We start from the raw sequence: 23,551 nt of genomic DNA on the forward strand, positions 1-23,551 counted from the left end.
AAGGGGGAGGGAGGCGACGAACCGCGAGCCTGTGCCAATGACCGTCTATTTCATCGGCGCCGGCCCTGGCGCGCCCGACCTCATCACCGTCCGTGGCCAGCGCCTCATCGAGCGCTGCGAAGTCTGCCTCTATGCCGGCTCGCTCGTCCCTGCCGAGATCGTCGCCGCCGCTCCCGCCGGCGCGCTGGTGCGCGACACCGCGCCCATGCATCTCGACGAGATCATGGACGAAATCAACAAAGCCCATGCCGAAGGCAAGGATATTGCGCGGGTCCACTCCGGTGACCCGTCGATTTACGGCGCAGTCGCCGAACAGATGCGCCGCCTAGATGCGCTCGGCATTCCCTACGAAGTCGTCCCGGGCGTCCCCGCCTTTGCCGGCGCCGCAGCGCGCCTCGCCGCCGAGCTGACCCTGCCCGAGATTTCGCAGACCATCATCCTCACCCGCACCTCCGGCAAGGCCTCGGCCATGCCGGAATCCGAAAGCCTCGAGATCCTCGGGCAATCCAAGGCGACGCTCTGCATCCACCTGTCGATCCGCAACCTCGGCTATGTCGAAACCGCGCTCACCCCGCACTACGGCGCCGATTGCCCGGTGGTGATCATCTACCGCGCCACCTGGCCGGACGAGGAAGTGATCTACACGACGCTGAGCGAGATGAAGGCGCGCGTGCGCGAGGAAAAGATCACCCGCACCGCCCTGATCCTCGTCGGCCACGTCCTCGGCGAAACCCGCTTCCGCGAGTCAAAGCTCTACGACCAGAGCTTTTCCCACGTGCTGCGCAACGCCGGGAAAAAGAAGAGCAGGGCGGGATGAGCGCCGCACGGCAGGCGGGGCAAGAATACCCCCCACCCTGTCCCTCCCCCGCAAGGGGGGAGGTGATGCCAATAGCCAGATCGGTGCCAGTGGGACGAAGGTCTGGGAGCGCAGGTCACCTCCCCCCATGCGGGGGAGGGACAGGGTGGGGGGGAGCCCGGCGCACCGGCGTCTCGTTTGAACTAACCCAGCCGCAGGGCCGCAATCGCCTGACCCACGGTAGGCACCTCGTGCGCCGGCGGCAGCGCCGGCCGGGCGATCATGAACACCGGCAGCCGCAGCCGCAGCGCTGCCTGCAACTTTGCCTCGGTCTGCGCGCCGCCGGAGTTCTTGCAGACGAGATGTGTGATCCCCTGCTCCTGCAGCAGCTCGAGCTCGCCGTTGAAAAAGAAGGGTGGCCGCGCGATCACCGCCGTAGCGTTGATCGGCAGCTCCTCGGCGGGCGGCTCGATCGAGCGCACCACGAAGCTGCAATCGGTGCGCTGGAAGAACAGCGCGTTGCTGCCGCTCCCTACCGTCAGGAAAGCCCGCGCGCCGCGGGGCAGGGCCGTCGCCGCCTCCTCGGCCGAGGCCATGTGCTTCCAGAATGCATATTGCGGCTCGCTCCAGGGCGGCCGCACCAGCCGCACCAGCCGCTGTCCGGTCAGCTCGGCGGCACGCACGGCGTTGACCTTGATCGTCGCGGCATAGGGGTGGGTCGCGTCGACCAACCGGTCGAAACCCTCGGCCCGCAGGTATTGCGCCAGCCCCTCGCCGCCGCCGAACCCGCCGGTGTGCAGGTTGCCGGCCGGCCGCAGCGGCTCGCTTGTGCGCCCGGCCAGCGACGTGGTCACGTCATGGCCGAGCCTGACGAGCTGGGCGGCAAGCAGCCGCGCTTCCTCAGTGCCACCGAGGATAAGAATCTTCATCGAAACGCATTCCCCAACCGCGTGACTATAGGTGCTAGCGCGCGGATAATGCAGTACTTTCATTGGAACCCACGATGAACGGGCTAGTCATCGCCGCGCCACGTTCCGGTTCGGGCAAGACCACGGTGACCCTAGGTCTCCTCGCGGCGCTACGTCGGCGCGGTATCGGCGTTGCCCCGGCCAAGACCGGCCCCGACTATATCGACACCACTATCCTTGCTCGCGCTGCCGGCCGCGATGCCATCAATCTCGATCCCTGGGCCATGGGACCGAACCGCCTGCGCGCGCTCGCGACAGCGCATGCCACGGCTGCTGATTTGCTGCTCGTCGAAGGCGTGATGGGCCTGTTCGACGGCGCCGCGGATGGGCGCGGCTCCACCGCCGGCCTCGCCGCCACCCTCGGCCTGCCGGTGATCCTCGTCCTCGACGCCGAGCGCCAGAGCCAGTCCATCGCCGCCCTCGCCCACGGCTTTGCGACCTGGCGTTCGGACATCACCGTCGCCGGGCTGATCGTCAACCGCGCCGCCTCCGCCCGTCACGAAGCCATGCTGCGCAGCGCTTTGGCAGCACTGTCGATCCCGTTGCTCGGCGTCCTGCCGAGACGCGAAAACCTGGCGCTGCCGGACCGCCATCTCGGCCTGGTGCTGCCTGATGAAGTCGCGCGTTTCGATGAAGTCGTGTCCGCTGCTGCAGAGGCTGTGGAGGACTTTGTCGACCTCAATCACCTGCTAGCGCTGTCGGCTCTATCGCCCCCCTCCCCCTTGAGGGGAGGGGCCGGGGGAGGGGGTGGCGCAGTCCGCACCGAGGTCCCCCCCGCGACCCCCACCCCCCACCCCTCCCCTCAAGGGGGAGGGGAGCCCATCGCTGCCGTGTTCAGCAATGCGAGGCACCTGCGGAACCGAAATATCGAGGGAGCTCGGTCCCTCCGGAACGATGCCACCCCCCCAGAACGCCACATGTGGCAATTGCTCCACGCGTTCGAAGGCCACAAATTCCGGCGCCAGGTCCCGATCGGCCCCTACATCGCTGATTTTGCCTGTCACGGCTCCAGGCTAATTGTCGAACTGGATGGAGAGACGCACTTCGCCCCCGGCGCTGAGGAGCGAGATGCTCATCGTTCATTGGCGCTGCGACAGATGGGCTACCAAGTTCTTCGTTTCACCAATAGCGATATCATCACCAATACAGATGGGGTTTGGGCCGTAGTCGCCGCCGCTCTTTCGGCCAGCGCGGTCGGCTCACCCCTCCACCTTCCACCCCTCGGCCAACGCATCGCCATCGCCCGGGACGACGCCTTCGCCTTCCTCTACCCGCATTGGCTGAACGACTGGCGCACCGCCGGCGCCGAACTCAGCTTCTTCTCCCCGCTCGCCGACGAGGCCCCCGATCCCAGCGCGGATGCGGTGTTCCTCCCCGGCGGCTATCCCGAGCTCCACGCCGCCCGACTCAGCGCTGCGAGCACCTTCCTTGCCGGCCTCCACGCGGCCGCGACCCGAGGCGCGCTGGTCTATGGCGAGTGCGGTGGCTTCATGGTGCTGGGCACGACGCTCACCGACAAATCCGGCACGTCCCATCCGATGTCGGGCCTGCTGCGGCACGAGACGCGGATCGATCGGCCCAAGCGTATCCTCGGCTACCGGCGGCTGATGCACGCGAGCCCGCTACCGTTCCCCGCCCAGCTCACCGGCCACGAGTTCCACTATTCCAGTGCCCGCCGCACGCACGGCACACCGCTCTTCACCGCCACAGACGCGCTGGGCGAGGAACTGCCGGCTATGGGCATCGTGCAGGGCCGCGTGATGGGCTCCTACGCCCACGTGATCGACGTCGCCTAGTCTGCCTGCGGCTTGCGGATCATGTAGGTGTCCATGATCCAGCCGTTACGGGCCTGCGCTTCGGTGCGCACGCGATCGATCTCGTCCATCACCTCGGCCACCGGCCCCGCGACCAGAATTTCGTCCGCCGTCCCGAGATAAGCGCCCCAGAAAATCTCCGCTTCATCGCCAGCGAAGCGCCGGAACACCTGGTGATTGTCCAGCATCACCACGGCGCTCGACAGCGCGTCCGCCTCCCCTTCGCCGACGCGTCGCCCGGTGGTGATCGTCACTGCTTCGCCGACCCGGTTCAGCGTCACCTGATGCTGCGCCGCCAGGGCCTGCGGCGCCGAGATCCCGGGGATCACCTCGATGGCGAGCGCCCAGCCGGCGGCCTGCATATCCTTGAGGATGCGCAACGTGCCGTCGTAGAGCGCCGGATCGCCCCAGACGAGGAACGCCCCAACACCGTCCTCCGGCAGCGTCGCAAACATCCGTTCGTAGGCCGCTTCGACCTTGCCCCGCCATTCGTCGATGCTTTCGCGATACTCGGGAGTCTCAGCCTTGCGTCGCGAGGGGATGGCGAACTCCACCAGCTGGTAGCTCGGCTGCTCGACGAACTGCTCGAGCATGGCCAGCCGGATGGCGTTGAGGCCGGCCTTTTCCTCGCCCTTGTCGGGCATGAAGAACACCTGGGCCCGGTTCATGGCCTTTATCGCCTGCACCGTCAGGTAGTCCGGGTTGCCGGCCCCGATGCCGATCACGAGGATGGTTCGCATATCCCATCCCTATCGGATCGGCGCGCTGCTCGCTACAACGCCAAGAATGACCGCCAAATCGATCATGTTCATGGGCACCGGCTCCGATGTCGGCAAGTCGCTGCTGGTGGCGGGGCTGGCCCGTGCCTATGCCAATCGCGGGCTGCGGGTGGCGCCGTTCAAGCCGCAGAACATGTCGAACAACGCCGCTGTCACGGCCGATGGCGGCGAGATTGGGCGGGCGCAGGCGCTGCAGGCGCGGGCGGCGCGGCGCGAGCCGGTGACGGCGATGAACCCGGTGCTGCTGAAACCGGAAGGCGAGATGGGCTCGCAATTGGTCCTGCGGGGTGCACGGGTTGGTTCGTACAAAGCCCGGGACTACTGGGCGAAAAGACATGAACTTCTGCCAGCAGTCCTGTTGGCGCACAGCGAGCTGGCCGCCGATGCCGATCTGGTGCTGGTCGAGGGGGCGGGGAGCGCGTCGGAGGTGAACCTGCGTCCCGGTGATATTGCAAATTTCGGCTTTGCCCGTGCCGCTGACGCGCCGGTGGTGCTGGTGGGCGACATTCAGCGCGGAGGGGTGATCGCGGCGCTGGTGGGAACATTCGCGGCGATTGATCCTGCCGATGCGGCGCTTATCGTTGCGACGCTGGTGAACAAGTTCCAGGGCGATCCGGAATTATTTGACAACGGCAAGCAATTCATTGCCGAACGCACAAATGTGCCATGCCTCGGTCCGATCCCGTGGTTCGCCGATGCCGGCAAGCTGCCCGCCGAGGATGTGCTCGCACTCGAGGCGCCGGCCCGCACGCAGGGCGAGTATCGCATCGTCGTGCCGCGCCTGCCGCGCATTGCCAATTTCGACGATCTCGATCCGCTGCGGCTCGCATCCGGCGTCACGGTGACCCTCGCCGAGCCCGGCCGTCCGCTGCCGCCGGCCGACCTCATCATCCTGCCGGGCAGCAAATCCACCCGCGCCGACCTGCGGGCGCTACGCGAGCAGGGCTGGGATATCGATATTCTCGCCCAGCACCGCACCGGCACGAAAGTGCTCGGCATCTGCGGCGGCTACCAGATGCTCGGCACCACCGTGTTCGACCGCGATGGCGTCGAGGGCCCTGCTGGAACTTCCGCGGGTCTCGGGCTGCTGGATGTGGCGACGGTCCTCAGCCCGGTGAAGGAACTGCGGGTCGAGCAGGCCACGAGCGCACTCACCGGCGACCCGCTCACCGGCTACCACATGCATATGGGGGTGACGACGGGGCGGGGCCTCGATCATCCGTTCGCCCGCGTCGGCAACGAAGCCGATGGCGCGGTGAGCCCCGATGGCACGGTGATGGGCACCTATCTGCACGGGCTGTTTGCCGCCGACGCGTTCCGCCGCAACTTCCTCGGCAAGGCAGCCGAGGGCTCGACCCTCGCCTACGAGCACGAGATCGAGGCCACGCTCGATGCGCTGGCGGCGCACCTCGAACGGCATCTCGATCTGGATGTGTTGCTGGGGCTGGCGCGATGACCTGCGCTCGGAGCTCTGCACCTCCCTCCCCCTTGCGGGGAGGGATCGAGGGAGGGGGTAGGGCTGGGACCACCGATGGACCCCCACCCCCCACCCCTCCCCGCAAGGGGGAGGGGAGCTCCTGATGCACGCCCTCGTTCCGCCCCTCGCCCTGATCGTCGAGCGCCTCGTCGGCTACCCCGACGCGCTGGTGCGCCGCGTCGGCCATCCGGTGATGTGGATGGGGGCGCTGATCGGCCGTCTCGATACGGAGCTGAACCGCGGAGACAACCGCCGCGCGAAGGGTGTTGTCGCGCAACTCCTGCTGCTCGCCGTCGTGGGCCTCGTCGCCGGAGCGATCACGTGGCTGTGCCGCCAACTCCCGTTCGGCTGGCTTATCGAAACCCTGCTGGCGTCGAGCCTGCTTGCGCAAAAATCCCTCGGCGATGCTGTGGCGCAGGTCTCCGCCGCGCTGCGTCGTTCGTTGGTCGAGGGCCGCGCTGCCGTCAGCCACATCGTCGGCCGTGATCCCGAAGCGCTGGATGAGGCGGGTGTCTCGCGCGCCGCGATCGAGAGCCTCGCCGAGTCGACCTCCGACGCCGTGATTGCCCCGCTATTCTGGCTGGTGCTGCTCGGGCTCCCCGGCATCGCGCTCTACAAGGCGGCCAACACCGCCGACTCCATGATCGGCCACAAGACCGAGCGGCATCTCGACTATGGCTGGGCCGCTGCCCGCTTCGACGATCTCGTCAACCTCGTCCCGGCGCGCCTCTCGGCATTGTTCATCGCCGGAGCCGCTCGCTATTTTCCGGGCGGCGATCACAGCGCCGCTCTGGTGACGGCGTGGCGCGACGCGAAGAAGCATGAGAGCCCGAATGCCGGCTGGCCCGAAGCCGCTTTCGCCGGCGCATTGGGCTTCGCGCTGGGTGGGCCACGGTCCTATGATGGCGAGTTGGTCGATCTGCCGAGCTTCGGCGCCGGCCGCACCGACTTGGGTCCGGACGACATCGACCGGGCGCTGAGGCTCTATCGGGCCGTGCTGAACCTCGTGCTCGCAGCCACTGCGGTCATCGCGGTCGCTGTGTGGATGGTGGTCTAAACCCCTCATCCGGCGCTACGCGCCACCTTCTCCCCGACGGGGAGAAGAATTCCGAGGCCTCGGTGCAGGGCACCATTCCTCTCCCCGTCGGGGAGAGGGTGGATCGGCCGAAGGCCGAGACGGGTGAGGGGTCTAAGCCTCGTGCACCCGCCGGCTCACCACCTCCGGTTCGGGCGCCGCGCCCTTCAGCACCATCGGCAGCCCGGCGACCACGAAATACACGTCCTCGCAGATTTCGGCGATGCGCTGGTGGGCCGAGCCGGCGAGGTCGCGGAACATGCGGGCCATGGCGTTGTCCGGCACGATGCCCAGCCCCACCTCGTTGGTGACGAGGATCACCCGCGAAGTCGTCGTCGCATTCAGCGTCTCGATCAGCTCGTCGACGGCGCCGGCCACGTTCTGGTTGGCGACGATCATGTTGGTGATCCACAGTGTCAGGCAGTCGACGAGGATCGCGTCATGCGCCTTGGCGGCCCGGATGATGGCCGCGCTCAAATTCAACGGCTCCTCGAGTGTCGCAAAAGTCTTGGCGCGCTGCTGCTGGTGGGTGCGCACCCGCTCGCGCATCTCGTCGTCCAGCGCCTCGGCCGTGGCGAGGTAGGCGGGCTTGTCACCCACCCGCATGGCGATCCGCTCGGCGAGGCTCGTCTTGCCCGAGCGGGCGCCGCCCAGCACCAGTATGTGACCCATTGCAAAACCCTCCCGCGACGCGGTGTTCTACCGCAAAATGCCCGGCCGGTGCATTCGATCCGTTTTACGCCGGCAATCTGGCGCATGCTTGCCATGCAACAGGCAGGCTTTCCCGGCGCAACTGGGCGCTTATTGTACTTTCGTACGAAACCCTTTGGCATTATGGTCCGCGCCGGACTCGGGGGGCCACCCGGGTGTTTCATGCCAATTCCCGGGGGAGACCGCGTTCCGTGCCTAGGTACTATCTCGGGGTGGATGGTGGCGGAACCAACTGCCGCATCCGCCTCGCCGACGAGAACCTGAACACCCTGGCCGATGCGGCCGGTGGTCGTTCCAACCTGCAGATCGAAGCCGGCGAGCCGGCCTATCGCTCGATCATGGAGGGCACCAAGGAAGCGTTCGCGAAAGCCGGCATCGACTATGCGGAAACCGCCAGCACCTTTGCCTGTTTCGGCATGGCCGGCGGCCGGCTGCCTTCGGCCCGCGAGGCCTTCGAGAAGCGCTCCTGGCCCTTCGCCGGCGTCAAGGTCTACGACGATATCGACATCGCCCGTGCCGGCGCCCATGGCGGTGAAGATGGCGCGGTGATCATCGTCGGCACCGGTTCGGCCGCCCTCGCCATGGTCGATGGCCAGCGCCACCAGTGCGGTGGCTGGGGTTTCCAGATCGGCGACCAGATGAGTGGCGCGATCCTCGGTCGCGAACTCGTGCGCTATGCGGTTGAAGCGGCGGATGGCCTCGTTGAGGGCTCCCCGCTCACCCATGCGGTGATCGCCAAGCTCGGCGGCACCGTCGATGCGGTGATGGACTGGTCCTTCCCCAAGGACCCGCGCGGCCCCATGCCCGCCGGCAACGGCGCACCCTCGACGCTGCTGGGTCGCGCCCCGGCCGAGTTCGGCGCCCTGATCCCGCTGTTCTTCGACCACTACGAGCAGGGCGATCTGGTCGCCAAGAAGCTCATGGACATCCAGCTGGGCTACATCGACAGCTATGTCCGATGGTTCAAGGCGCGCGGCGTCACCCGCATGGCCGCCGTCGGCGGCTTCGGTACTCGCCTCTATCCCCTCATGATGGAACGCTACGGCGATTTCATCGTCCGTCCGGTCGATGAGCCGCTCCACGGCGCCGTTATCCTCGCCAAGCAGAATTTTACCTGAGTACAATGACTTATCACGACAGGAGTCTTGGAAGAGTGTCCAGCCGTATCATCCCGGTCCAGCCGTTCGACTACGTGGTGTTCGGCGCGACGGGCGACCTCACCAAGCGCAAGCTCATCCCCGCTCTCTACCACCGCTTCAAGGACGGCCAGTTCGACGAACACAGCCGCATCATCGGCGTGTCGCGCTCGAAGCTGTCGGACGCCGATTTCCAGAAGCTCGCCCGCGAGTCGATCGAGGCCTTCGTCGAAAAGTCCTACCAGGACAAAAAGACCATCGATCGTTTCGTCGGCGCCTTCTCGTATGTCGCCAACGACGTGACCGACGAGGCCAACTGGGGCGATCTCAGCAAGAACCTGCGCGACGATCCCAAGGTGGTGCGCGCCTTCTATCTCGCCATCGCCCCCGACCTGTTCGGACCGACCTGCGAGTACATCGCCAAGAAGGGCTATTACCGGCGCGACGCCCGCGTGGTCATCGAAAAGCCGCTCGGCCACGACCTCGCCTCGTCCATGGCCATCAACGACGAAGTGAGCCGCATCTTCAAGGAAGATCAGGTCTATCGCATCGACCATTATCTCGGCAAAGAGACGGTGCAGAACCTGCTCGCCCTGCGCTTTGCCAACATCCTGTTCGAGCCGATCTGGAACGCCAGCCACATCGACCACGTGCAGATCACGGTGTCGGAGTCGGTCGGCGCCGGCACGCGCGGGTACTATGACGAGTCCGGCGCGCTGCGCGACATGGTGCAGAACCACATCATCCAGCTGCTCTGCCTCGTCGCCATGGAGCCGCCGGCCTCCGACGACGCCAATGCGCTGCGCGACGAAAAGCTGAAGGTGCTCCGGTCGCTGAAGCCGATCGTCGGGCCCGATGTCGCGCGCTCGACCGTGCGCGGCCAGTATCGCGGCGGGTCGGTCGAAGGCGGCACCGTCGCCAGCTACCAGGACGAGCTGCCGGAAGAAAAGAAGGGCTCGCGTACCGAGACCTTCGTCGCCATCAAGGCCGAGATCGAGAACTGGCGCTGGTCGGGTGTGCCCTTCTACATCCGCACCGGCAAGCGCCTGCCCAATCGCGCCTCCGAGATCGTCATCCAGTTCCGCAACATCCCGCACTCGATGTTCGATCACGCCGAGGGCGCCCCCAAGCCGAACCGGCTGGTCATCCGCATCCAGCCCGACGAGGGCGTGAAGCTGTTCCTGATGATCAAGGACCCGGGCCCGGGCGGCATGCGCCTGCGCGAGGTGCCGCTGAACCTGAGCTTCGCCGAAGCCTTCCACGAGCGCACGCCGGAGGCTTATGAGCGCCTGCTGCTCGACGTCATCCGCGGCCAGCAGACCCTGTTCATGCGCCGCGACGAGCTCGAGGCCGCCTGGTCGTGGGTCGATCCCATCCGCAATGGCTGGGACGCTGCCTCCGATGCCCCGCAGCCCTACACGGCCGGCACCTGGGGCCCCACCGGCGCCATCGCGCTGATCGAGCGCGACGGCCGCACCTGGCATGAGGATGGCCATTGAGCGGGACAAGGCGCAGCTTCGGCACCAAGGAAGACCTCGCGGTCGCGCTGGCCGAGACGGTTGCCGAACACCTCAATGACGGCATCGCCAATCGTGGCCGCGCCGTTCTGGCGGTCTCGGGCGGTTCGACGCCCGGCCGGTTCTTTGCCGTGCTCGGACGCCGCAAGGACATCGAGTGGGACAAGGTGACCGTCACGCTCGTCGATGAGCGCTGGGTGTCGGAAGTCTCGCCGCGCTCCAATGCCGGGCTGGTCAACGAGAAGCTGCTGCAGGGCCCTGCCGCCACCGCGCATTTCGTGCCGCTCTGGTCGGGCGGCGATGAGCCGACCGACGCCGCCATCGCCCACACCAACATGGCCATCCGGGCCCTGCCCACCCCGTTCGACGCGGTCATCCTCGGCATGGGTAATGACGGCCACACCGCCTCGTTCTTTCCAGGCGGCGACAATCTCGCAGCGGCGCTGACGGGCGAGGGACCCGCCATCGCCATCCGCGCGCCGGGGGCAGGGGAGCCCCGCGTGACGCTGACCCTGCCGCGTCTGCTCGATACGGCCGGGCTCTATTTGCATATCGAGGGGGAGGAGAAGCTGGCGACGCTGGACAAGGCCGGTGAGGACGGTCCCATCGAGGACATGCCCATCCGCGCCGTGCTGCGGCAGACCCAGACCCCGTTGACGATTTTCTGGAGCCCGTGAGCCGTTTTCTTGAGTGTTGAAGCCGATCGATCGTTGGCCACTGAGTGTCATCCCTGCGAAAGCAGGGATCCAAGCCTCCGCCAGCGCCAGCCGTGAGTTGGATCCCTGCTTTCGCAGGGATGACAGCCGGTGGGATGATCAAAACCGCGCTCTAGCTGAAGCGACCGCTGGGTTTCCGCCCCATAGGAGCCAAAAATGTCTGTCGTTAAGGCCGTTCAGGACGTCACCGACCGTATTGCGGCGCGGAGCGCCGGTACGCGACGCGATTATCTCGATCGCCTCGAGGGCGCCCGCGTCCAGGGCGTGCATCGCGCCGGCCTCGCCTGCGGCAACCTCGCCCACGGCTTCGCCGCCTGCTCGCCGGCCGACAAGGCCAGGCTCGCCGGCACCAGGACGCTCAACCTCGGCATCGTCACCTCCTACAACGACATGCTGAGCGCCCATCAGCCCTATGGCGTCTATCCCGACATCATCAAGGATGCCGCCCGCCAGATCGGCGCCACCGCCCAGGTTGCGGGCGGCGTGCCCGCCATGTGCGATGGCGTGACCCAGGGCCAGCCGGGCATGGACCTGTCGCTGTTCAGCCGCGACGTCATCGCCATGTCGACGGCCATCGCGCTCAGCCACAACATGTTCGATGCCGCCGTCTATCTAGGCATCTGCGACAAGATCGTCCCCGGCCTGATGATCGGCGCGCTCGCCTTCGGGCACCTGCCCGCCGTGTTCGTGCCCGCCGGCCCGATGCCCACCGGCATTTCCAACGATGAGAAGGCCAAGGTCCGCCAGCTCTATGCCGAAGGCAAGGTCGGCCGCGCCGAACTGCTCGAAAGCGAGGCCAAGTCCTACCACTCGGCCGGCACCTGCACCTTCTACGGCACGGCGAACTCCAACCAGATGCTCATGGAGATCATGGGCCTGCATCTGCCGGGCGCGAGCTTCGTCAACCCCAACACGCCGCTGCGCGAGGCGCTGACCCGCGAGGCGACCAAGCGCGCGTTGTCGCTCAGCGCCGAGGGCAACGACTATACCCCCATCGGCCACATCGTCGACGAGCGCGCCATCGTCAACGGCATGGTGGGCCTCCTCGCCACGGGCGGCTCGACCAACCACACCATGCACCTCGTCGCCATCGCCGCGGCGGCGGGCCTGCAGATCACCTGGGAGGACATGTCCGAGCTCTCGGCCGCCGTGCCGCTGCTCGCCCGCGTCTATCCCAACGGCATCGCCGACGTGAACCACTTCCACGCTGCAGGCGGCATGGGCTTCCTGATCCGCGAACTGCTCGAAGCCGGCTACCTGCACGAAGAGGTCAAGACGGTCTGGGGGCAGGGGCTCTCGGGCTACACGGTCGAGGCGAAGCTCCTCGAGGACAAGCTCAGCTTCGAGCCCGCGCCGGCGGTGTCGGGCGCGCCGAAAGTGCTCGCTCCGGTCAAGGATGCGTTCAGCCAGAATGGCGGGCTGAAGGTGCTGTCGGGCAATCTCGGCAAGTCGGTGATCAAGGTTTCGGCGGTGAAGCCGGAGAACCGCGTCATCGAAGCCCGCGCCCGCGTCTTCCACACCCAGGATGGGCTGCAGGCCGCGTTCAAGAACGGTGAGCTCAACGGCGACGTCATCGCCGTGGTGCGCTTCCAGGGCCCGAAATCGGTCGGCATGCCGGAGCTGCACAAGCTCACCCCGCAGCTCGGCATTTTGCAGGATCGCGGCCACAAGGTGGCGCTGGTCACCGACGGCCGCATGTCCGGCGCCTCGGGCAAGATCCCGGCCGCCATCCACATGACCCCGGAAGCTTCGGATGGCGGCGCGATTGCCAAGATCCGCGACGGTGACCTGATCCGCCTCGATGCCAACGAGGGCACACTCACCTTCCTCGGCGACGAACGCGAGTTCTTCTCCCGCACCCCGGCCACCGAGGACCTGCGGCGCGAGCACTACGGCATGGGCCGCGAACTGTTCGCCGGCTTCCGCGCGCTGGTGGGCACGGCGGATCGCGGTGCGAGCGTGTTCGGCTGAGGCGCGATCCTCGCCCACAGCGCGGGAGAGGATGGGGAACCACTCGTTGTCACCATCTCGTCTCAACCGCGCGCTACCCCAGATGCATCCAACCGCATCGGGGCTCGCCATGTCGCTCACTTCCCTTTCCCGCCGCCACCTCCTGCAGCTGCTCGCCTCCACTGCCGTGCTGCCGCTGCTCGGCGCGCCGGCCTTCGCCCAGTCCGCCCCTGCCGCGCGGCTGATCGTCCTTTCCGATCTTCACTCGGCCTATGAGCGCAGCGCCCAGCTGCTCGCTGCCGTCGCCGCCGAGATTGCCGCCAATCCGGCACCGGCCGCGATCCTCATCAATGGCGACGTATTCGAGCTCGGCAATGTCGTCGCCACCCGCTCGGCCGGTGCGGTCGACTGGCGGCTGCTCGAGAAGCTGAGCCGGCTGGCGCCGACCATCGTCAACATCGGCAACCACGAACCCGACCTGATCACCGATCTCGCCGAGGTCATTGTCCGCGCGCGCAAGGCCGGCGTCACCGTGGTGAGCAACATCACCGACACCCGCACCGGCGCGCTCTACACCCAGCCCGGCTTCCAGCTCGATCTGGGCAGCGTCCCGGTGGCGCTGGTCGGCCTCGCCACGCCCGCCATCAACACCTATCCCAAGCCCTCGCGCGATCTGCTGAACATCCCCGATCCGGTCGAATGGGCTAGCGCCAACCTCGAGGCCAGCCTGCCCGCAGGGAGCCTCCACGTCGTCCTCAGCCATGCCGGCGTCGTCGCCGATCGTGGCATACTGCCGTTGCTCGCCGATGGCAGCCTGTTGATCGGCGGCCACGACCACCTGATCCTCGAGCATGCCGAGGGCGCGACCCGCTACCTCCACACCGGCTCGTGGAGCAGCCTGTTCACCGTGGTCGACATCGCCGCCGATCGCGCCCTGTCCCTCCGGCAGGTCAACGTCGCGCTCGATGGCGCGGCCGACGAGGAGCTGGCCGCGCTGGTCGCTTCGACCTTCGCCGAGCATCTCACCGCCGAGGAGCTTGCCGTCGTCGGCATCAGCTCCAGGGCGCAGCGCCTGGGCGAGAGCGCCCGCTTCGCCGCCGCCGCGCTTGCGACCGCCACCGGCGCCGATGTCGGCTTCATCGGCCACACCACCTTCGGCACTGGCCTGCCCTCGGGCGAGGTGACCAGGTTCGTGTTCGATTCCGTCGTCCGCTTCGATGGCAAGCTCGTCACCACCGAGGTGGATCGCGCCACCCTCGACCAGATCCTCGCCATCACCAACCAGGATGGCGACATCCCGCTTGCCGCCCGCACCGGCGATTTCCTCTATGCCTCGCCGCTGGAACTGGCCGACAAGCCGATCTACAAGCTCGTCACCAACGACTGGTCGGCGACAAACCAGAAGTCCTATTTCGGCCGCGAGGACCTCGCCTTCACCGAAGTGACCCCGACCGTGCCGGTGAAGGGCACGGTCCTGAAAGCGCTGAACTAGGCACCCGGCCAGGGCACCACCGTAATCTCCGGCCACACCGATTTCGCCCGCGCGGCCTTGGCCTCGTGTGCCGCCCGGTTGGGCAGCACCGGGTTGGGCACGATCCGGAAGGCAAAAATGTCGTCGAGCCCGAATGGCGCCAGCACCGTCATTTGCCCGTCGGCCTCGAGCCGTGCCCCGACCGCATGCGTCTTGGACGCGTAACGCCCCAGCATCTCGCCGGCCGAGGTCAGTGGCGCGAAGTCGGTAACCCCGAACTTCTGCCCGAACCACAGGTGTACCCGCGCCTGGTTGCGCGCCTGCACCGGCAGCGGCAGATGCGCGAACCGCTCCGTCAGTCGCCGGATCACCGCATCCTCGGCCTCCCAGCTGGTGTCGGGATCGAAGTAGAACACGTCGATATCGTTGATGCCCGAAAGCGCCGGGCGTCCCGTCAGCCGGTTCCACACGAGGTTGTAGATCGCGCCGGCCACCAGCAGCTGGTCCGGCAGCCCGTCGGCGCGCAGCCCCTCCAGCACCTCCATCAGCACCGGCTCGTCGCGGATGAACCGCTCGATCGCCGCCGCCTGCTCGGCCACCGGCCGGCCCGCATATTTCAGATGCACGCTCATGGCATGACGCTGCGCCGATTCCGCCTCGTCCGAAAGCGGCTTTGCGCCCGAAGCCAACTCGCGCTACCGCTTGACCGTAGGGGATGCGACTCGGGAGGTTTGCCATGCGGATCGGTTTGCGGCTCGGCGCGCTCGCCTCGGCTCTGACCCTTGCCGCCTGCTCGTCCATTCCCATGGGCACGGCCAGCAAGCTGCGCGGGCTCGACTATCTCAACGATGATGTCGCGAGCCTGCTCATCGCCCTCGACCTGCCGCAGAGCCTCGAGCCGCTTCCGGACGGCTCGACCCTCACCTTCGATGCCAGGAGTCCGAGCGGCGAGCGCCACATCAAGGCGACCCTCGTTCCCGCCGATGCCGGCGAGCTCGCCGGCACGCTGCCGCCGCCGGCCGACAACCGCAACTATTACCTCTTCGGCTTCTCCGATGCCGACCAGCGGGCCATCCGCGAGGCCCAGGCCTGGGCGAGAACCCTGCCGCCCGGCGCCGGCAACCTCTCCATCTCGCTCGACCCCGGCCTCTGCCGCACCGGGGCGCTCGATCCCGCTCGGACCATGGTCTCCGCGCTGATCGCGCTGCCGGGCGCAACGGGATTGGCGCCCTTCCTCAGCAACATCCCGCTGAGCACCGCGAGTGCAGGCAAGGATGTGCCGGCCTGTGCCGGGCATTCGGGTTAACAGTTGGAAGGCACGCATTCCATGGACGGATGCCTCATCGTCACCGGTACGCCCGGGGCGGGCAAGACCACCGTATCGCGGCTAGTTGCCGAGCGGCTGGAGCGTTCGGCGCGCATCGACGGAGACGTCATGCAGCAGCTGATGGTCAACGGGAAGGCGAAGCTGCTCGACGCGGGCGGCAACTGGAATCCCGGGGCTGACGGCAAGCGCGAGTTGCGGCTGCGCATGATCAACGCCTGCTCGGTCGCAAACAACTTTGCCGAGGCCGGCTTCACGCCTGTTCTCGACACCGTGGTGGAGACGCGCGAGGAACTGGAGTTCCTCGCCGGACGCCTGTCGGTGCGCCCGCTCATGCTGGTTGTCCTCGCCCCGCCCCTCGACGTCGCGCGGCACCGCAACGCGACGCGTCCGGAACGCCAGCGGGTCAGCTACGACTTTTCCCACACGGCCGCGAACATGCGGCGCGAGATTGGCGACGTTGGCTGGTGGTTGGATTCCGGCGCCCTGACGCCGGCCGAGACCGCTGATCTCGTCGTCGCGGAAGCCCTGAAGCGGGCCGTCGTCGACCTGTGACGCCGCTCAGCGCGGCACGAGATACTGGAACGCCCGGAACAGATGGTGCCGCGCCACGGCGAGGCGCGAGTGCGGGAAGGCCAGGGCTGTGTGCGGCGTGATGAGCCCGCGGTAAGGGCGTTGCGCCGGGTCGACGCGCCGGGCGAGCTCGGCAGCCGCCGGCACGTCGAAGAGCTGTGCCACGAGATCGAGGCAGAGGCCGGCCTCCAGTGTCAGCCGCAGCTCGCGCGACATGGCCGGCAGCGCGGCGATGTCCGTTGCACCGAGACGGCGGAACGTCTGCAGCACGTCGACCAGCATCTTGAGCTGGTGCAGCTTGTGGCCGAGCGTGGCGTGGACGACCACGGTGAAGAAGCGCATCAATTGGGGCGACACCACCGCGCAGCGCTGCAGCTCCGCATACCCGAAGCTGACCCGCCGGCGTAGCGCGGCGTAATGCACGAGATTGCCGTGCACCTCGACCAGCACCGAAGGGATGTCGGGATGCACCCACTTCTGCTCCTGGTTGGAAACGGTGTGATCGAAGGCACGCTTGATGTGGAGACGATAGCCGAGCGCGGCGAGCAGTTCGGCCAGTGCCGGATATGCCGCTGGCTCGGCGACGATATCGAGATCGGTGAAGGGCCGGTCCGCGCGCGCGGGATAGACCGCATCGGCGAGATCGGGACCTTTGACCACCATCGCCGCCAGCCCGCCGGCGACGAGCCCGTTCACCTGCGCCCAGATGGTGCGCAGGTGCAGCATGGGGCCGATCCGCTCATTCACCTCGGCGCGCAGCGCCGAGCGCTGGGGCTCGGGGACACGCTCGCCCAGCTTGCGCAGCACCACTGCCATGACGCCATGCGCCCCGGCCAGCTCGAGGATCTGGTCCACCTCCTGCGCCTCGACCGGAACGGCGGCGCGCTCGGGATCCGCCAGGCGGCAGAGCTTCATCTCCAACGCCGTCGTCATTGCTGCAACTCGGCCAGCGCTGACGCGCGGGCCAGCAGCGGACCCAGGTCGGTGGGATCGGCGCCGGCCATGATGCGGTGTACCGGCACGCGGCGCAGGATCGCTGCCAGCGCCCCGAGGCGGCTGGCCTGGCCGGGCATAACGCCCCTCAGGCTGGTGCGCACGTGATCGGCAGCGAGAGCCGCAAGCATCTCCGCCTGTCCGATGCGGCCGATTGCGCTGTGGTTGCTGCCGGTGCGTTCGAGCAGGCCGATGGCGGCAACCGGCCGGGGCCGGCTGTCTTCCACGCGCGCTGCGGCACGCAGCGCAGCGAGGGGCAACGACTTTTCGTCTTCATCGCTCCACTCGCCGACGAGCAGCGGCGCCGTCCACGGCAGCATGGCGGCCGAGTGGCGGTGCACCTTCAGGTTGCGCGGCAGCCCCCAGGCGGTCACGCCGTCTCCAGCGGCGCGGCAGATCATGAGATCGTCGGAGCACAGGCTGAAGCCGGCGCCGCATAGCGCGAGCGCAGTCGTTGTCTTGCCCGCGCCGCTCTGGCCGATCACCATGACGATCCGGTCGCCGATGGTCAGGCCCGCCGCGTGCATGGGCACCTGGCCCGAGGCCCGCAGCGCCGCTTCGAGCACGATCATGCCGAGGTTCATCGCCACGCGGCGGCGCTCGTCGGCCACAACGATCAGCGTTGCGCGCCGGTCCTGCGCGGACAGCCGCAGCGAAGCCTTGCCCGGAAACAGCTGCATGAGTTCGCCGTCGATATCGGCGACGACGCAACGGCCCTCGTCGAGCACCGGGCCATCGTAGAGAAGCGCGGCCCCCGTCGGCATGGCGTCCGGCTCGCCCACCACCAGTTGCAGCTGGAAGCAGACCGGCGCTGGCGGAGTCGTGAAGCTGACGCCGTCGAGCAGGCGTGCGTACATGTCGAGCAACGCCGGCTCGGATGCCGAAATGCCGAGCGACGCGCCCTGAAGGTCGAGATACCGCTCCATCAGCCGGCCGGCCGCTGCTGTTGCGGGTAGCTGAACAGCAGGACGTGCCCGGCGTTGGGCGCGTTCACCACCGGGCGGCCGTCGATCGATACCCAGCAATGCGCTTCCACCCGAACGGAGTTCGCGGCTCCGCGATCGACCGAAAAATGCAGCTGCGGTGCGTAGCCGGCCTGGCGCAATACCTCGTAGCCGAGCAGGCCCGAGCGCAGGCAGCGACGGTTGCGCATCAGCAGCGGCGCCCGAACGGCCCAATGTACGGACCGTCCGACATAGTCGAGCGGAAAGCGCGGTAGCGCGCTGCTGTCGCGCGGCTCGAACATCGCAAGCATCTGGTCGAGGGTCTTGCCGGCTATCCGTAGCGGGACGAGGCGGGCCTCGCACCACAGGCGGGCGCGGAACCACCTCCGCGTCCAGCCGGTGTCAGCCGGGTGGGCCGGCATTCACGTCACGCTCACGATGATGCCCTCGGCCACCATCTCGTCGGCGAGAGCCCCGAGATCGCCCGTGATCGCCTCGATGGGCGCGTCGAACTCGGCGGCCATCAATGCGGCCACCTCGGCCAGGCTGCGCCGACCATCGAGAAAGCTCAGGAACGCTGCCGAAGTGTCGTTGCAGGAATAAAGCTGGCCGTTGCCGAACACGAGAATGACGGCCCCGTCGTCGACCGTTTCGAAAGTCGCGCCGTCTGCCAGCCTGTAGATATCTGCCATCGTAGGTCTCGAAAGAGATCGAGCGGCCGGCCGGCCGCTCGAATTGTGCAAGAACTGATTCCTGGGATCAGCCGACCTGGGCGCCGCTGGACGCATCCGCGGCCGTGACGGCCGACAGCTTCTCGCGCTTCACCAGTGTCGGCTTGGCGTAAGGCCTGCGCTCATTGGTCGTCATTGTGTCAGGTCTCAGGGGCTTCTTTGCTGCTGTCGGATGCAGCAGTCACGGCCGACAGCTTTTCACGCTTGGTCAGAACGGGTTTGGCATAAGGCTTCTTGCTCAAAATAGGTCTCCATTATTCGAGCCAGTCGACATGACCGGTCGCCATCGAGGCCGTGAGGACAACTCCTCCGCTGCTTCCCGACGCCGGTTGGGGCTGTCTACTGTCTTGCTGATCTCCCCTATGCCTTTGATACTAACAGGACATCCGGCGACAAGGCCAGCCGGTACTATGCAGTTTTCGTGGATGTGAACGGGGCAAATTGTGGCATTCGCCGAGAAACGGCAGCCTGGCGACATCTCCGTTGGCAGTCGGCGCGCCGCCGCCCGAGCGACCTGGAAGGCATCAGCCGCCGCAAGGAATGCCTCTGATATCGGACCGTCACCCAGGGCGCTGTCTATCGCCCGGCTTTACCACCGGTCGGACGAACGCCGATGATTGTCTTCCCGGTGCGTCGCTCGGTCGGGTTGAAGGCGGCGACAGCGTCGTCGAGGGACGCGACGGCCCCGATATTCGGGCGTAGCCGTCCGTCCCGCACGCGCTGAACGATCTCGCCCAGCTGGGCCCGGTCGGACTCGACGACGAAGTCGACCGCCGTGCAATTCGCCGGCCTGGTCTCAACTGGTCCGACGACTGACACCAGCGTTCCGCCGGCGCGGAGGAGGCCCGCCGATCGCTTGCCGATGTCGCCGCCGATGAGGTCGAACACCAGATCGACGCTGCCGACGTCTTCGAGGACGTCGTGCTCGAGATCGACGAACTCCTGCGCCTCGAAGTCGAGTGTCTTCTGCCGGTCGGCCGCGCGTCCGGTGCCGATGACATAGGCCCCGAACTCGTGGGCGAGTTGCGTCACCATGGAACCGACCGCCCCCGCGGCCCCATGTACGAGCACGCTCTGCCCCGCTCGCAGGCGGCCGTGATCAAACAATCCCTGCCACGCGGTCAGGCCGGAGATCGGCAGGCTGGCGCCCACCGTGAAGTCGACGTCTCCCGGCAGCGGCGCGAGGTTGCGCGCCTCGACCGCCGCATACTCCGCCAGGGTGCCGTCGCGATGCCAGTCCGTGAGGCCGAAGACCCGCTGTCCCACCGATAGCCCCGTCGTGCCGTAACCGAGGCTTGTGACCACCCCGGCCAGTTCGTGCCCCGGGATCGATGGGGTCCGGTCGCGATTGACGCGATCGGTCCAGGTCGAGGGCCATGCCAGCTCGGTGGGCACGAAACCCGAAGCGTGCACCTCGACCAGTACGTCGTTGATCGCTGCCTGCGGCTCCGGACGTTCTACCAGCGTCATCCCGGCCGTGCCCGCGGCCTCATCCGTCACCACGATCGCCCGCATGGGATATCTCCTCGTCGCCTCTGTGATGGTCCCGTTCGAGACCGGCGCTCAGGGGTGCTCCGATTCTTCGGCGGCAGCAACGTGATGAGGCACAGGGCCTCGTCACACTGCGGCGATCAGCGCGATCGAAATCCTGAGCCCGGGCACACGGACCGGCAGTTTCGCGCCCTGCGGGCGGGTCGACGGGAAACCAGCGCAACCACTCCTCGTTCATGGCGGCGAAGTCGTCTTCGTCGGCGAGGATCACCGTCGCGCTCACCGCTTTGTCGAGGCTGGTGCCTGCCGCCGCGAGGATGGCGGCGATGTTGCGCAGCGCCTGCGCCGTCTGCTCCTGGATCGTCTCGCCCACGAGCTTGCCGGTCTCGGGCGAGTAGGGCGCCGTACCCGACACGAACACCAGCCCGGCGCTCTTCACCGCATGGCTGAAATAGGGTGACGCCTTTGGCAGTCCCGAAGAGACGATGGTGCGTGACATCCTTGACCTCCCTTGATCAGGGACGCGCAATAGCGGACCGGTCCTGAAGCGCGGCTGAATGCAGTGGGCCTAAAACCCGCCGCCGGTCTTGAACCCGCCGCTGGTGCGGTTGCCGCTCGAGCCCGTGCGCGGCCGCGAAAACCCGCCGCCGCCACTCGAGCCGCCACCACCGAAGCCGCCGCCACCGCCGCCCGGCAGTCGGCCCCAGCCGCCGCCGAACCCGCCCGAACTGCCGGTGCGCCGGCCGCCGCCGAAGCTCGAATCCGGCCAGGTAAAGCCGCCGCCCGAACTGCCGCCCCAGGGGTTGGGCGCCTGCTGCTGGCGTGGCGCCGAATAGCCGCCGCCCTGCCAGTTCTGGCTGCGCCGCCATTGTCCCCAGTAGTCGGCGGCCGTGATCGTGCCGCGCAGGAAATCGGTGAGCATGTCGCCCACCAGCTTGTCCTCGCCGAAGGTCGAGCGCGGGCTGTCGAAACCCTGCTTCTTGAACTCGTACTGGATGTCCTCGAGCTCGCGCCGCCGCGCCGCCAGCGTCTTCAGCCGGCTGCGCTGGTCGCGGCTCTCGCTGTCTTCCTCGGCGGCCCGTTGCCGCGACTCGTCGATCTGCTTGACGATGGTGTCGTCCTGTCCGGTCTCGGTGGCGCGCGCCTGCGCCAAGAGCGTCTTGATGTCCTCGCGCCCGAGGGCCTCGGCCAGCGAGCCGACCGCCGAGGTGAAAGCCGGATCGCTTCCTTGCGCCAGCTCGCGCTGCGCCCGGGCGCGCTCGTCGCGCTTGTCCTCGGCCGCCACCATCTCGGCGTCGATCGCCTGGATGCGCGCGTCGGCGCGCTCCATCGCCTCGCGCGTCGGCTTGCCGCCGGCTGCGTCCACCGCCGCCTTCTCGAGCTTTTCGACCTCGTCGTCGGCCGCCGCCGCGATCTGCTGCTGCCGCTCGGCATGCTCGCGCAGGCGCATCGGGATCTCGTTCAGCGTCGCGAAATTGACCCGCGCCTCGGGGAAGCCGACGAGGCCGGCGACGAGGCTGTCGAGATACTGGATCAGGTTGTTGTGCCGGTAGTTCCGGGTGCCGAAGCCGCGCTCCCACAGGTACATGAACAGCGGATCGTCGCGGTAGGGCTTGCCCTTCTCCTCGCGGTCGGCCTCGGCCTGCTCGGTCTTGCGCAGGCTTTCCGCCGCCACCTGCGCGAGGTTCTCGGCCGCCCGGCGCTTCTCGACATATTCGGGGTTCTGCGTCGCGTCCGCCGCGATCCGGTCGGCCAGCGCCTTCAGTTCGTTGCGCGCCGCCGTCGCCTGCGCGGCGACCTCGGTGCGCTCCTTGGCGAGGCTCGCGATCTGCGTGTCGAGCGCCTTCAGCTCGCCCTCGGTCGCCTCGAGCTCGCTGCCATGCCTGCTCAGCATGTCGCGCGCTTTCACTTCGGCCTGGCTGAGATGGCCGGTCAGCGCTGCCTGCGTGGCGGGGTCGAGCCGCACCTGCGCCAGCTGCTTCAGCAGCTCGCTTTCGGTCTGCTTGAACTTGGTGACGAGCTCGGCCGAACGCGCCAGGCGCTTGGCGATCTCGTCCTCCTCGCGGCGGATGTCGCGCAGCGCGTCGTCGAGCGAACGCAGGGCCTCGGGTCCGGACAGGCTCATTGCGTCATCACCACCGTGTCACCGCGCCGTTCAGGACCGGCATGACGTAGTCGACGTCGAGGAAGCCGTATTCCTTGAGGCCCAGGATGTTGCGCTGCAGGATGCCGTCATCGCGCTTGTCGGCCTCCACGGCACGGTACGTCGCCTCGGGCACGCGTACGCCCCAGATCGCGACATTCTCGGTCTGCCCGTTTTCCTCGTTGGTGATCGGCAGCGTCAGCGCCTTGCCGCTGTCGTCCAGCGCCTCCACCACGACATAATAGTTGGTCGCCGCCGTGTTGATCTCCGGAAAGGTCCAGAATCCGGTCTTCTGCCCCTCGCGGTTGACGATCCTGAGCTGGTATTCCTGCCGCAACTGGTCGCGCAGCGCGGTCAGGTCGGCCACCGCCTTCTCGGCCCCGGCCCGGTCGCCTTCCGCCGCCGCGGTATGCCCGCGCGTCCGGATCGTCTCGGCGTCGGTCGCCGCCTGCGTGACCTTGGTTTCCTCGAAGATCGACTGGTACAGCGCATCCATCTGCGCCGGGAGCTTTTCCGCGAGCTCCACGCGGGCCGCCTCGGCCTGTGCCGCCTGGAACGGGCGGTAGGCAAGGAAATAGCCGCCCAGCCCGACCACCAGCACCAGCGCGATGGCGAGGGCCGCCGGCCCCCACTTCTTGCGGCTCACATAGAGCTTTGCGAGGCTCACGCCGAAGCTCGGCTTGGGCGGGCTGTAGCTGAACCGGCTTTCCTGCAGGGCCTTCACGCCCTCCATCAGCACCGCATCGGTCACCTCGATGCCCTGCTGGTGGTAGATTTCGCGCAGCTTGTCGATCAGCTGCTTCTCGCGGTCCTCGCCGGCCAGTTCGCGCTCGACAAGATCCTGCCGGTGGCGGAGCGTGTCGACCACGTCCATTGCCAGCATCACCTCGTCGAGCGGCGCCTTTTCAGCTGTCGTCGTGCTCATCTGGGAGCCCGCCTCGC

Annotated in this window: 25 protein-coding genes; 11 read left to right on the forward strand and 14 right to left on the reverse strand. The window is 67.6% G+C overall.

Going from position 1 to position 23,551, the window contains the following annotated elements; translation table 11 throughout:
- Positions 1–37: 37 nt before the first annotated feature.
- Positions 38–817, forward strand: a complete 780-nt coding sequence (cobM, locus tag AC3A6I_RS01985) for a precorrin-4 C(11)-methyltransferase (RefSeq protein WP_487541420.1) — start codon at positions 38–40, stop codon at positions 815–817.
- 182 nt (positions 818–999) lie between these two features.
- On the opposite strand, the gene AC3A6I_RS01990 is transcribed toward cobM, so the two are convergent.
- Positions 1,000–1,725 carry a cobalt-precorrin-6A reductase gene (locus tag AC3A6I_RS01990; RefSeq protein ID WP_487541422.1) on the reverse strand — a complete coding sequence of 242 codons (726 nt, stop codon included), beginning with the start codon at positions 1,723–1,725 and terminating at the stop codon, positions 1,000–1,002.
- A gap of 74 nt (positions 1,726–1,799) precedes the next feature.
- Here AC3A6I_RS01990 and AC3A6I_RS01995 point away from each other — a divergent pair, with 74 nt between their 5' ends.
- On the forward strand, positions 1,800–3,560 hold the full coding sequence (locus AC3A6I_RS01995) for a cobyrinic acid a,c-diamide synthase CobB (protein WP_487541424.1): 1,761 nt from the start codon (positions 1,800–1,802) through the stop codon (positions 3,558–3,560).
- On the opposite strand, the gene cobF is transcribed toward AC3A6I_RS01995, so the two are convergent.
- A complete protein-coding gene (cobF, locus tag AC3A6I_RS02000; RefSeq protein WP_487541426.1) occupies positions 3,557–4,318 on the reverse strand; it encodes a precorrin-6A synthase (deacetylating) in 762 nt (253 codons plus the stop codon). The genes AC3A6I_RS01995 and cobF overlap by 4 nt on opposite strands.
- 46 nt (positions 4,319–4,364) lie before the next feature.
- Between cobF and AC3A6I_RS02005 the strand changes: the two genes are divergently transcribed.
- Positions 4,365–5,813, forward strand: coding sequence for a cobyric acid synthase (locus AC3A6I_RS02005; RefSeq protein WP_487541428.1), 1,449 nt, complete (start codon positions 4,365–4,367; stop codon positions 5,811–5,813).
- A gap of 124 nt (positions 5,814–5,937) precedes the next feature.
- Complete coding sequence (gene cbiB, locus AC3A6I_RS02010; RefSeq protein WP_487541430.1) at positions 5,938–6,891, forward strand: adenosylcobinamide-phosphate synthase CbiB; 954 nt, start codon at positions 5,938–5,940, stop codon at positions 6,889–6,891.
- 132 nt (positions 6,892–7,023) lie between these two features.
- Here cbiB and cobU read toward each other — a convergent pair whose 3' ends face one another.
- A complete protein-coding gene (gene cobU / locus AC3A6I_RS02015) occupies positions 7,024–7,581 on the reverse strand; it encodes a bifunctional adenosylcobinamide kinase/adenosylcobinamide-phosphate guanylyltransferase (RefSeq protein ID WP_487541432.1) in 558 nt (185 codons plus the stop codon).
- Between the two features lie 230 nt (positions 7,582–7,811).
- Here cobU and AC3A6I_RS02020 point away from each other — a divergent pair, with 230 nt between their 5' ends.
- From AC3A6I_RS02020 to AC3A6I_RS02040, 5 genes are all read left to right on the forward strand, one after another.
- Positions 7,812–8,738 (forward strand): glucosamine kinase nucleotide-binding domain-containing protein, encoded by a 927-nt coding sequence (locus AC3A6I_RS02020; RefSeq protein ID WP_487541434.1) that lies wholly within the window; start codon positions 7,812–7,814, stop codon positions 8,736–8,738.
- Positions 8,739–8,773: 35 nt separating this feature from the next.
- Positions 8,774–10,255, forward strand: a complete 1,482-nt coding sequence (gene zwf, locus AC3A6I_RS02025; RefSeq protein WP_487541436.1) for a glucose-6-phosphate dehydrogenase — start codon at positions 8,774–8,776, stop codon at positions 10,253–10,255.
- Positions 10,252–10,950, forward strand: coding sequence for a 6-phosphogluconolactonase (pgl, locus tag AC3A6I_RS02030; RefSeq protein ID WP_487541438.1), 699 nt, complete (start codon positions 10,252–10,254; stop codon positions 10,948–10,950). Before zwf ends, pgl begins: the two co-directional genes overlap by 4 nt.
- Before the next feature lie 195 nt (positions 10,951–11,145).
- Complete coding sequence (edd, locus tag AC3A6I_RS02035; protein ID WP_487541439.1) at positions 11,146–12,960, forward strand: phosphogluconate dehydratase; 1,815 nt, start codon at positions 11,146–11,148, stop codon at positions 12,958–12,960.
- A 109-nt stretch (positions 12,961–13,069) separates the two neighbouring features.
- Positions 13,070–14,431 carry a metallophosphoesterase gene (locus AC3A6I_RS02040; protein ID WP_487541441.1) on the forward strand — a complete coding sequence of 454 codons (1,362 nt, stop codon included), beginning with the start codon at positions 13,070–13,072 and terminating at the stop codon, positions 14,429–14,431.
- Here AC3A6I_RS02040 and AC3A6I_RS02045 read toward each other — a convergent pair.
- Positions 14,428–15,042, reverse strand: coding sequence for a nucleotidyltransferase family protein (locus tag AC3A6I_RS02045; protein WP_487541442.1), 615 nt, complete (start codon positions 15,040–15,042; stop codon positions 14,428–14,430). The two genes, AC3A6I_RS02040 and AC3A6I_RS02045, sit on opposite strands and share 4 nt — an antisense overlap.
- A gap of 104 nt (positions 15,043–15,146) precedes the next feature.
- Here AC3A6I_RS02045 and AC3A6I_RS02050 point away from each other — a divergent pair, with 104 nt between their 5' ends.
- Together AC3A6I_RS02050 and AC3A6I_RS02055 are read left to right on the forward strand one after the other, a co-directional pair.
- On the forward strand, positions 15,147–15,716 hold the full coding sequence (locus AC3A6I_RS02050; protein WP_487541444.1) for a hypothetical protein: 570 nt from the start codon (positions 15,147–15,149) through the stop codon (positions 15,714–15,716).
- A 21-nt stretch (positions 15,717–15,737) separates the two neighbouring features.
- Positions 15,738–16,289, forward strand: coding sequence for an AAA family ATPase (locus tag AC3A6I_RS02055; protein ID WP_487541445.1), 552 nt, complete (start codon positions 15,738–15,740; stop codon positions 16,287–16,289).
- Between the two features lie 6 nt (positions 16,290–16,295).
- On the opposite strand, the gene AC3A6I_RS02060 is transcribed toward AC3A6I_RS02055, so the two are convergent.
- From AC3A6I_RS02060 to AC3A6I_RS02105, 10 genes are all read right to left on the reverse strand, one after another.
- On the reverse strand, positions 16,296–17,240 hold the full coding sequence (locus AC3A6I_RS02060; RefSeq protein WP_487541446.1) for a nucleotidyltransferase family protein: 945 nt from the start codon (positions 17,238–17,240) through the stop codon (positions 16,296–16,298).
- Positions 17,237–18,226 (reverse strand): hypothetical protein, encoded by a 990-nt coding sequence (locus tag AC3A6I_RS02065; RefSeq protein ID WP_487541447.1) that lies wholly within the window; start codon positions 18,224–18,226, stop codon positions 17,237–17,239. Before AC3A6I_RS02065 ends, AC3A6I_RS02060 begins: the two co-directional genes overlap by 4 nt.
- Positions 18,226–18,666: a lasso peptide biosynthesis B2 protein gene (locus AC3A6I_RS02070; RefSeq protein ID WP_487541449.1), complete on the reverse strand. Its 441-nt coding sequence runs from the start codon at positions 18,664–18,666 to the stop codon at positions 18,226–18,228. The genes AC3A6I_RS02065 and AC3A6I_RS02070 overlap by 1 nt, the downstream gene beginning before the upstream one ends.
- Positions 18,667–18,936 (reverse strand): PqqD family protein, encoded by a 270-nt coding sequence (locus tag AC3A6I_RS02075; RefSeq protein WP_487541451.1) that lies wholly within the window; start codon positions 18,934–18,936, stop codon positions 18,667–18,669.
- A gap of 67 nt (positions 18,937–19,003) precedes the next feature.
- Positions 19,004–19,111 carry a putative RiPP precursor gene (locus tag AC3A6I_RS02080; protein ID WP_487541452.1) on the reverse strand — a complete coding sequence of 36 codons (108 nt, stop codon included), beginning with the start codon at positions 19,109–19,111 and terminating at the stop codon, positions 19,004–19,006.
- A gap of 4 nt (positions 19,112–19,115) precedes the next feature.
- On the reverse strand, positions 19,116–19,217 hold the full coding sequence (locus tag AC3A6I_RS02085; protein WP_487541453.1) for a putative RiPP precursor: 102 nt from the start codon (positions 19,215–19,217) through the stop codon (positions 19,116–19,118).
- A gap of 334 nt (positions 19,218–19,551) precedes the next feature.
- On the reverse strand, positions 19,552–20,490 hold the full coding sequence (locus tag AC3A6I_RS02090; protein ID WP_487541455.1) for an NADP-dependent oxidoreductase: 939 nt from the start codon (positions 20,488–20,490) through the stop codon (positions 19,552–19,554).
- A complete protein-coding gene (locus AC3A6I_RS02095; RefSeq protein ID WP_487541456.1) occupies positions 20,465–20,965 on the reverse strand; it encodes a RidA family protein in 501 nt (166 codons plus the stop codon). Before AC3A6I_RS02095 ends, AC3A6I_RS02090 begins: the two co-directional genes overlap by 26 nt.
- A 69-nt stretch (positions 20,966–21,034) precedes the next feature.
- The gene (locus AC3A6I_RS02100) at positions 21,035–22,591 is read right to left on the reverse strand and encodes a hypothetical protein (protein WP_487541458.1); all 1,557 of its coding nucleotides are present in this window, start codon (positions 22,589–22,591) and stop codon (positions 21,035–21,037) included.
- Positions 22,592–22,598: 7 nt separating this feature from the next.
- Positions 22,599–23,534, reverse strand: a complete 936-nt coding sequence (locus AC3A6I_RS02105) for a DUF6384 family protein (protein ID WP_487541460.1) — start codon at positions 23,532–23,534, stop codon at positions 22,599–22,601.
- Between the last annotated feature and the right edge of the window lie 17 nt (positions 23,535–23,551).

The sequence above is a fragment of the Devosia sp. Soil_C_22 genome, from assembly GCF_057657195.1.

What these genes read in the sequence shown, in the direction of transcription:
- cobM (WP_487541420.1), top strand. Translation starts at nt 38, where the DNA reads ATGACCGTCTATTTCATCGGCGCCGGCCCTGGCGCGCCCGACCTCATC.
- AC3A6I_RS01990 (WP_487541422.1), bottom strand. Translation starts at nt 1,725, where the DNA reads ATGAAGATTCTTATCCTCGGTGGCACTGAGGAAGCGCGGCTGCTTGCC.
- AC3A6I_RS01995 (WP_487541424.1), top strand. Translation starts at nt 1,800, where the DNA reads ATGAACGGGCTAGTCATCGCCGCGCCACGTTCCGGTTCGGGCAAGACC.
- cobF (WP_487541426.1), bottom strand. Translation starts at nt 4,318, where the DNA reads ATGCGAACCATCCTCGTGATCGGCATCGGGGCCGGCAACCCGGACTAC.
- AC3A6I_RS02005 (WP_487541428.1), top strand. Translation starts at nt 4,365, where the DNA reads ATGACCGCCAAATCGATCATGTTCATGGGCACCGGCTCCGATGTCGGC.
- cbiB (WP_487541430.1), top strand. Translation starts at nt 5,938, where the DNA reads ATGCACGCCCTCGTTCCGCCCCTCGCCCTGATCGTCGAGCGCCTCGTC.
- cobU (WP_487541432.1), bottom strand. Translation starts at nt 7,581, where the DNA reads ATGGGTCACATACTGGTGCTGGGCGGCGCCCGCTCGGGCAAGACGAGC.
- edd (WP_487541439.1), top strand. Translation starts at nt 11,146, where the DNA reads ATGTCTGTCGTTAAGGCCGTTCAGGACGTCACCGACCGTATTGCGGCG.
- AC3A6I_RS02040 (WP_487541441.1), top strand. Translation starts at nt 13,070, where the DNA reads ATGTCGCTCACTTCCCTTTCCCGCCGCCACCTCCTGCAGCTGCTCGCC.
- AC3A6I_RS02045 (WP_487541442.1), bottom strand. Translation starts at nt 15,042, where the DNA reads ATGAGCGTGCATCTGAAATATGCGGGCCGGCCGGTGGCCGAGCAGGCG.
- AC3A6I_RS02050 (WP_487541444.1), top strand. Translation starts at nt 15,147, where the DNA reads ATGCGGATCGGTTTGCGGCTCGGCGCGCTCGCCTCGGCTCTGACCCTT.
- AC3A6I_RS02055 (WP_487541445.1), top strand. Translation starts at nt 15,738, where the DNA reads ATGGACGGATGCCTCATCGTCACCGGTACGCCCGGGGCGGGCAAGACC.
- AC3A6I_RS02060 (WP_487541446.1), bottom strand. Translation starts at nt 17,240, where the DNA reads ATGACGACGGCGTTGGAGATGAAGCTCTGCCGCCTGGCGGATCCCGAG.
- AC3A6I_RS02065 (WP_487541447.1), bottom strand. Translation starts at nt 18,226, where the DNA reads ATGGAGCGGTATCTCGACCTTCAGGGCGCGTCGCTCGGCATTTCGGCA.
- AC3A6I_RS02070 (WP_487541449.1), bottom strand. Translation starts at nt 18,666, where the DNA reads ATGCCGGCCCACCCGGCTGACACCGGCTGGACGCGGAGGTGGTTCCGC.
- AC3A6I_RS02075 (WP_487541451.1), bottom strand. Translation starts at nt 18,936, where the DNA reads ATGGCAGATATCTACAGGCTGGCAGACGGCGCGACTTTCGAAACGGTC.
- AC3A6I_RS02080 (WP_487541452.1), bottom strand. Translation starts at nt 19,111, where the DNA reads ATGACGACCAATGAGCGCAGGCCTTACGCCAAGCCGACACTGGTGAAG.
- AC3A6I_RS02090 (WP_487541455.1), bottom strand. Translation starts at nt 20,490, where the DNA reads ATGCGGGCGATCGTGGTGACGGATGAGGCCGCGGGCACGGCCGGGATG.
- AC3A6I_RS02095 (WP_487541456.1), bottom strand. Translation starts at nt 20,965, where the DNA reads ATGTCACGCACCATCGTCTCTTCGGGACTGCCAAAGGCGTCACCCTAT.
- AC3A6I_RS02100 (WP_487541458.1), bottom strand. Translation starts at nt 22,591, where the DNA reads ATGAGCCTGTCCGGACCCGAGGCCCTGCGTTCGCTCGACGACGCGCTG.
- AC3A6I_RS02105 (WP_487541460.1), bottom strand. Translation starts at nt 23,534, where the DNA reads ATGAGCACGACGACAGCTGAAAAGGCGCCGCTCGACGAGGTGATGCTG.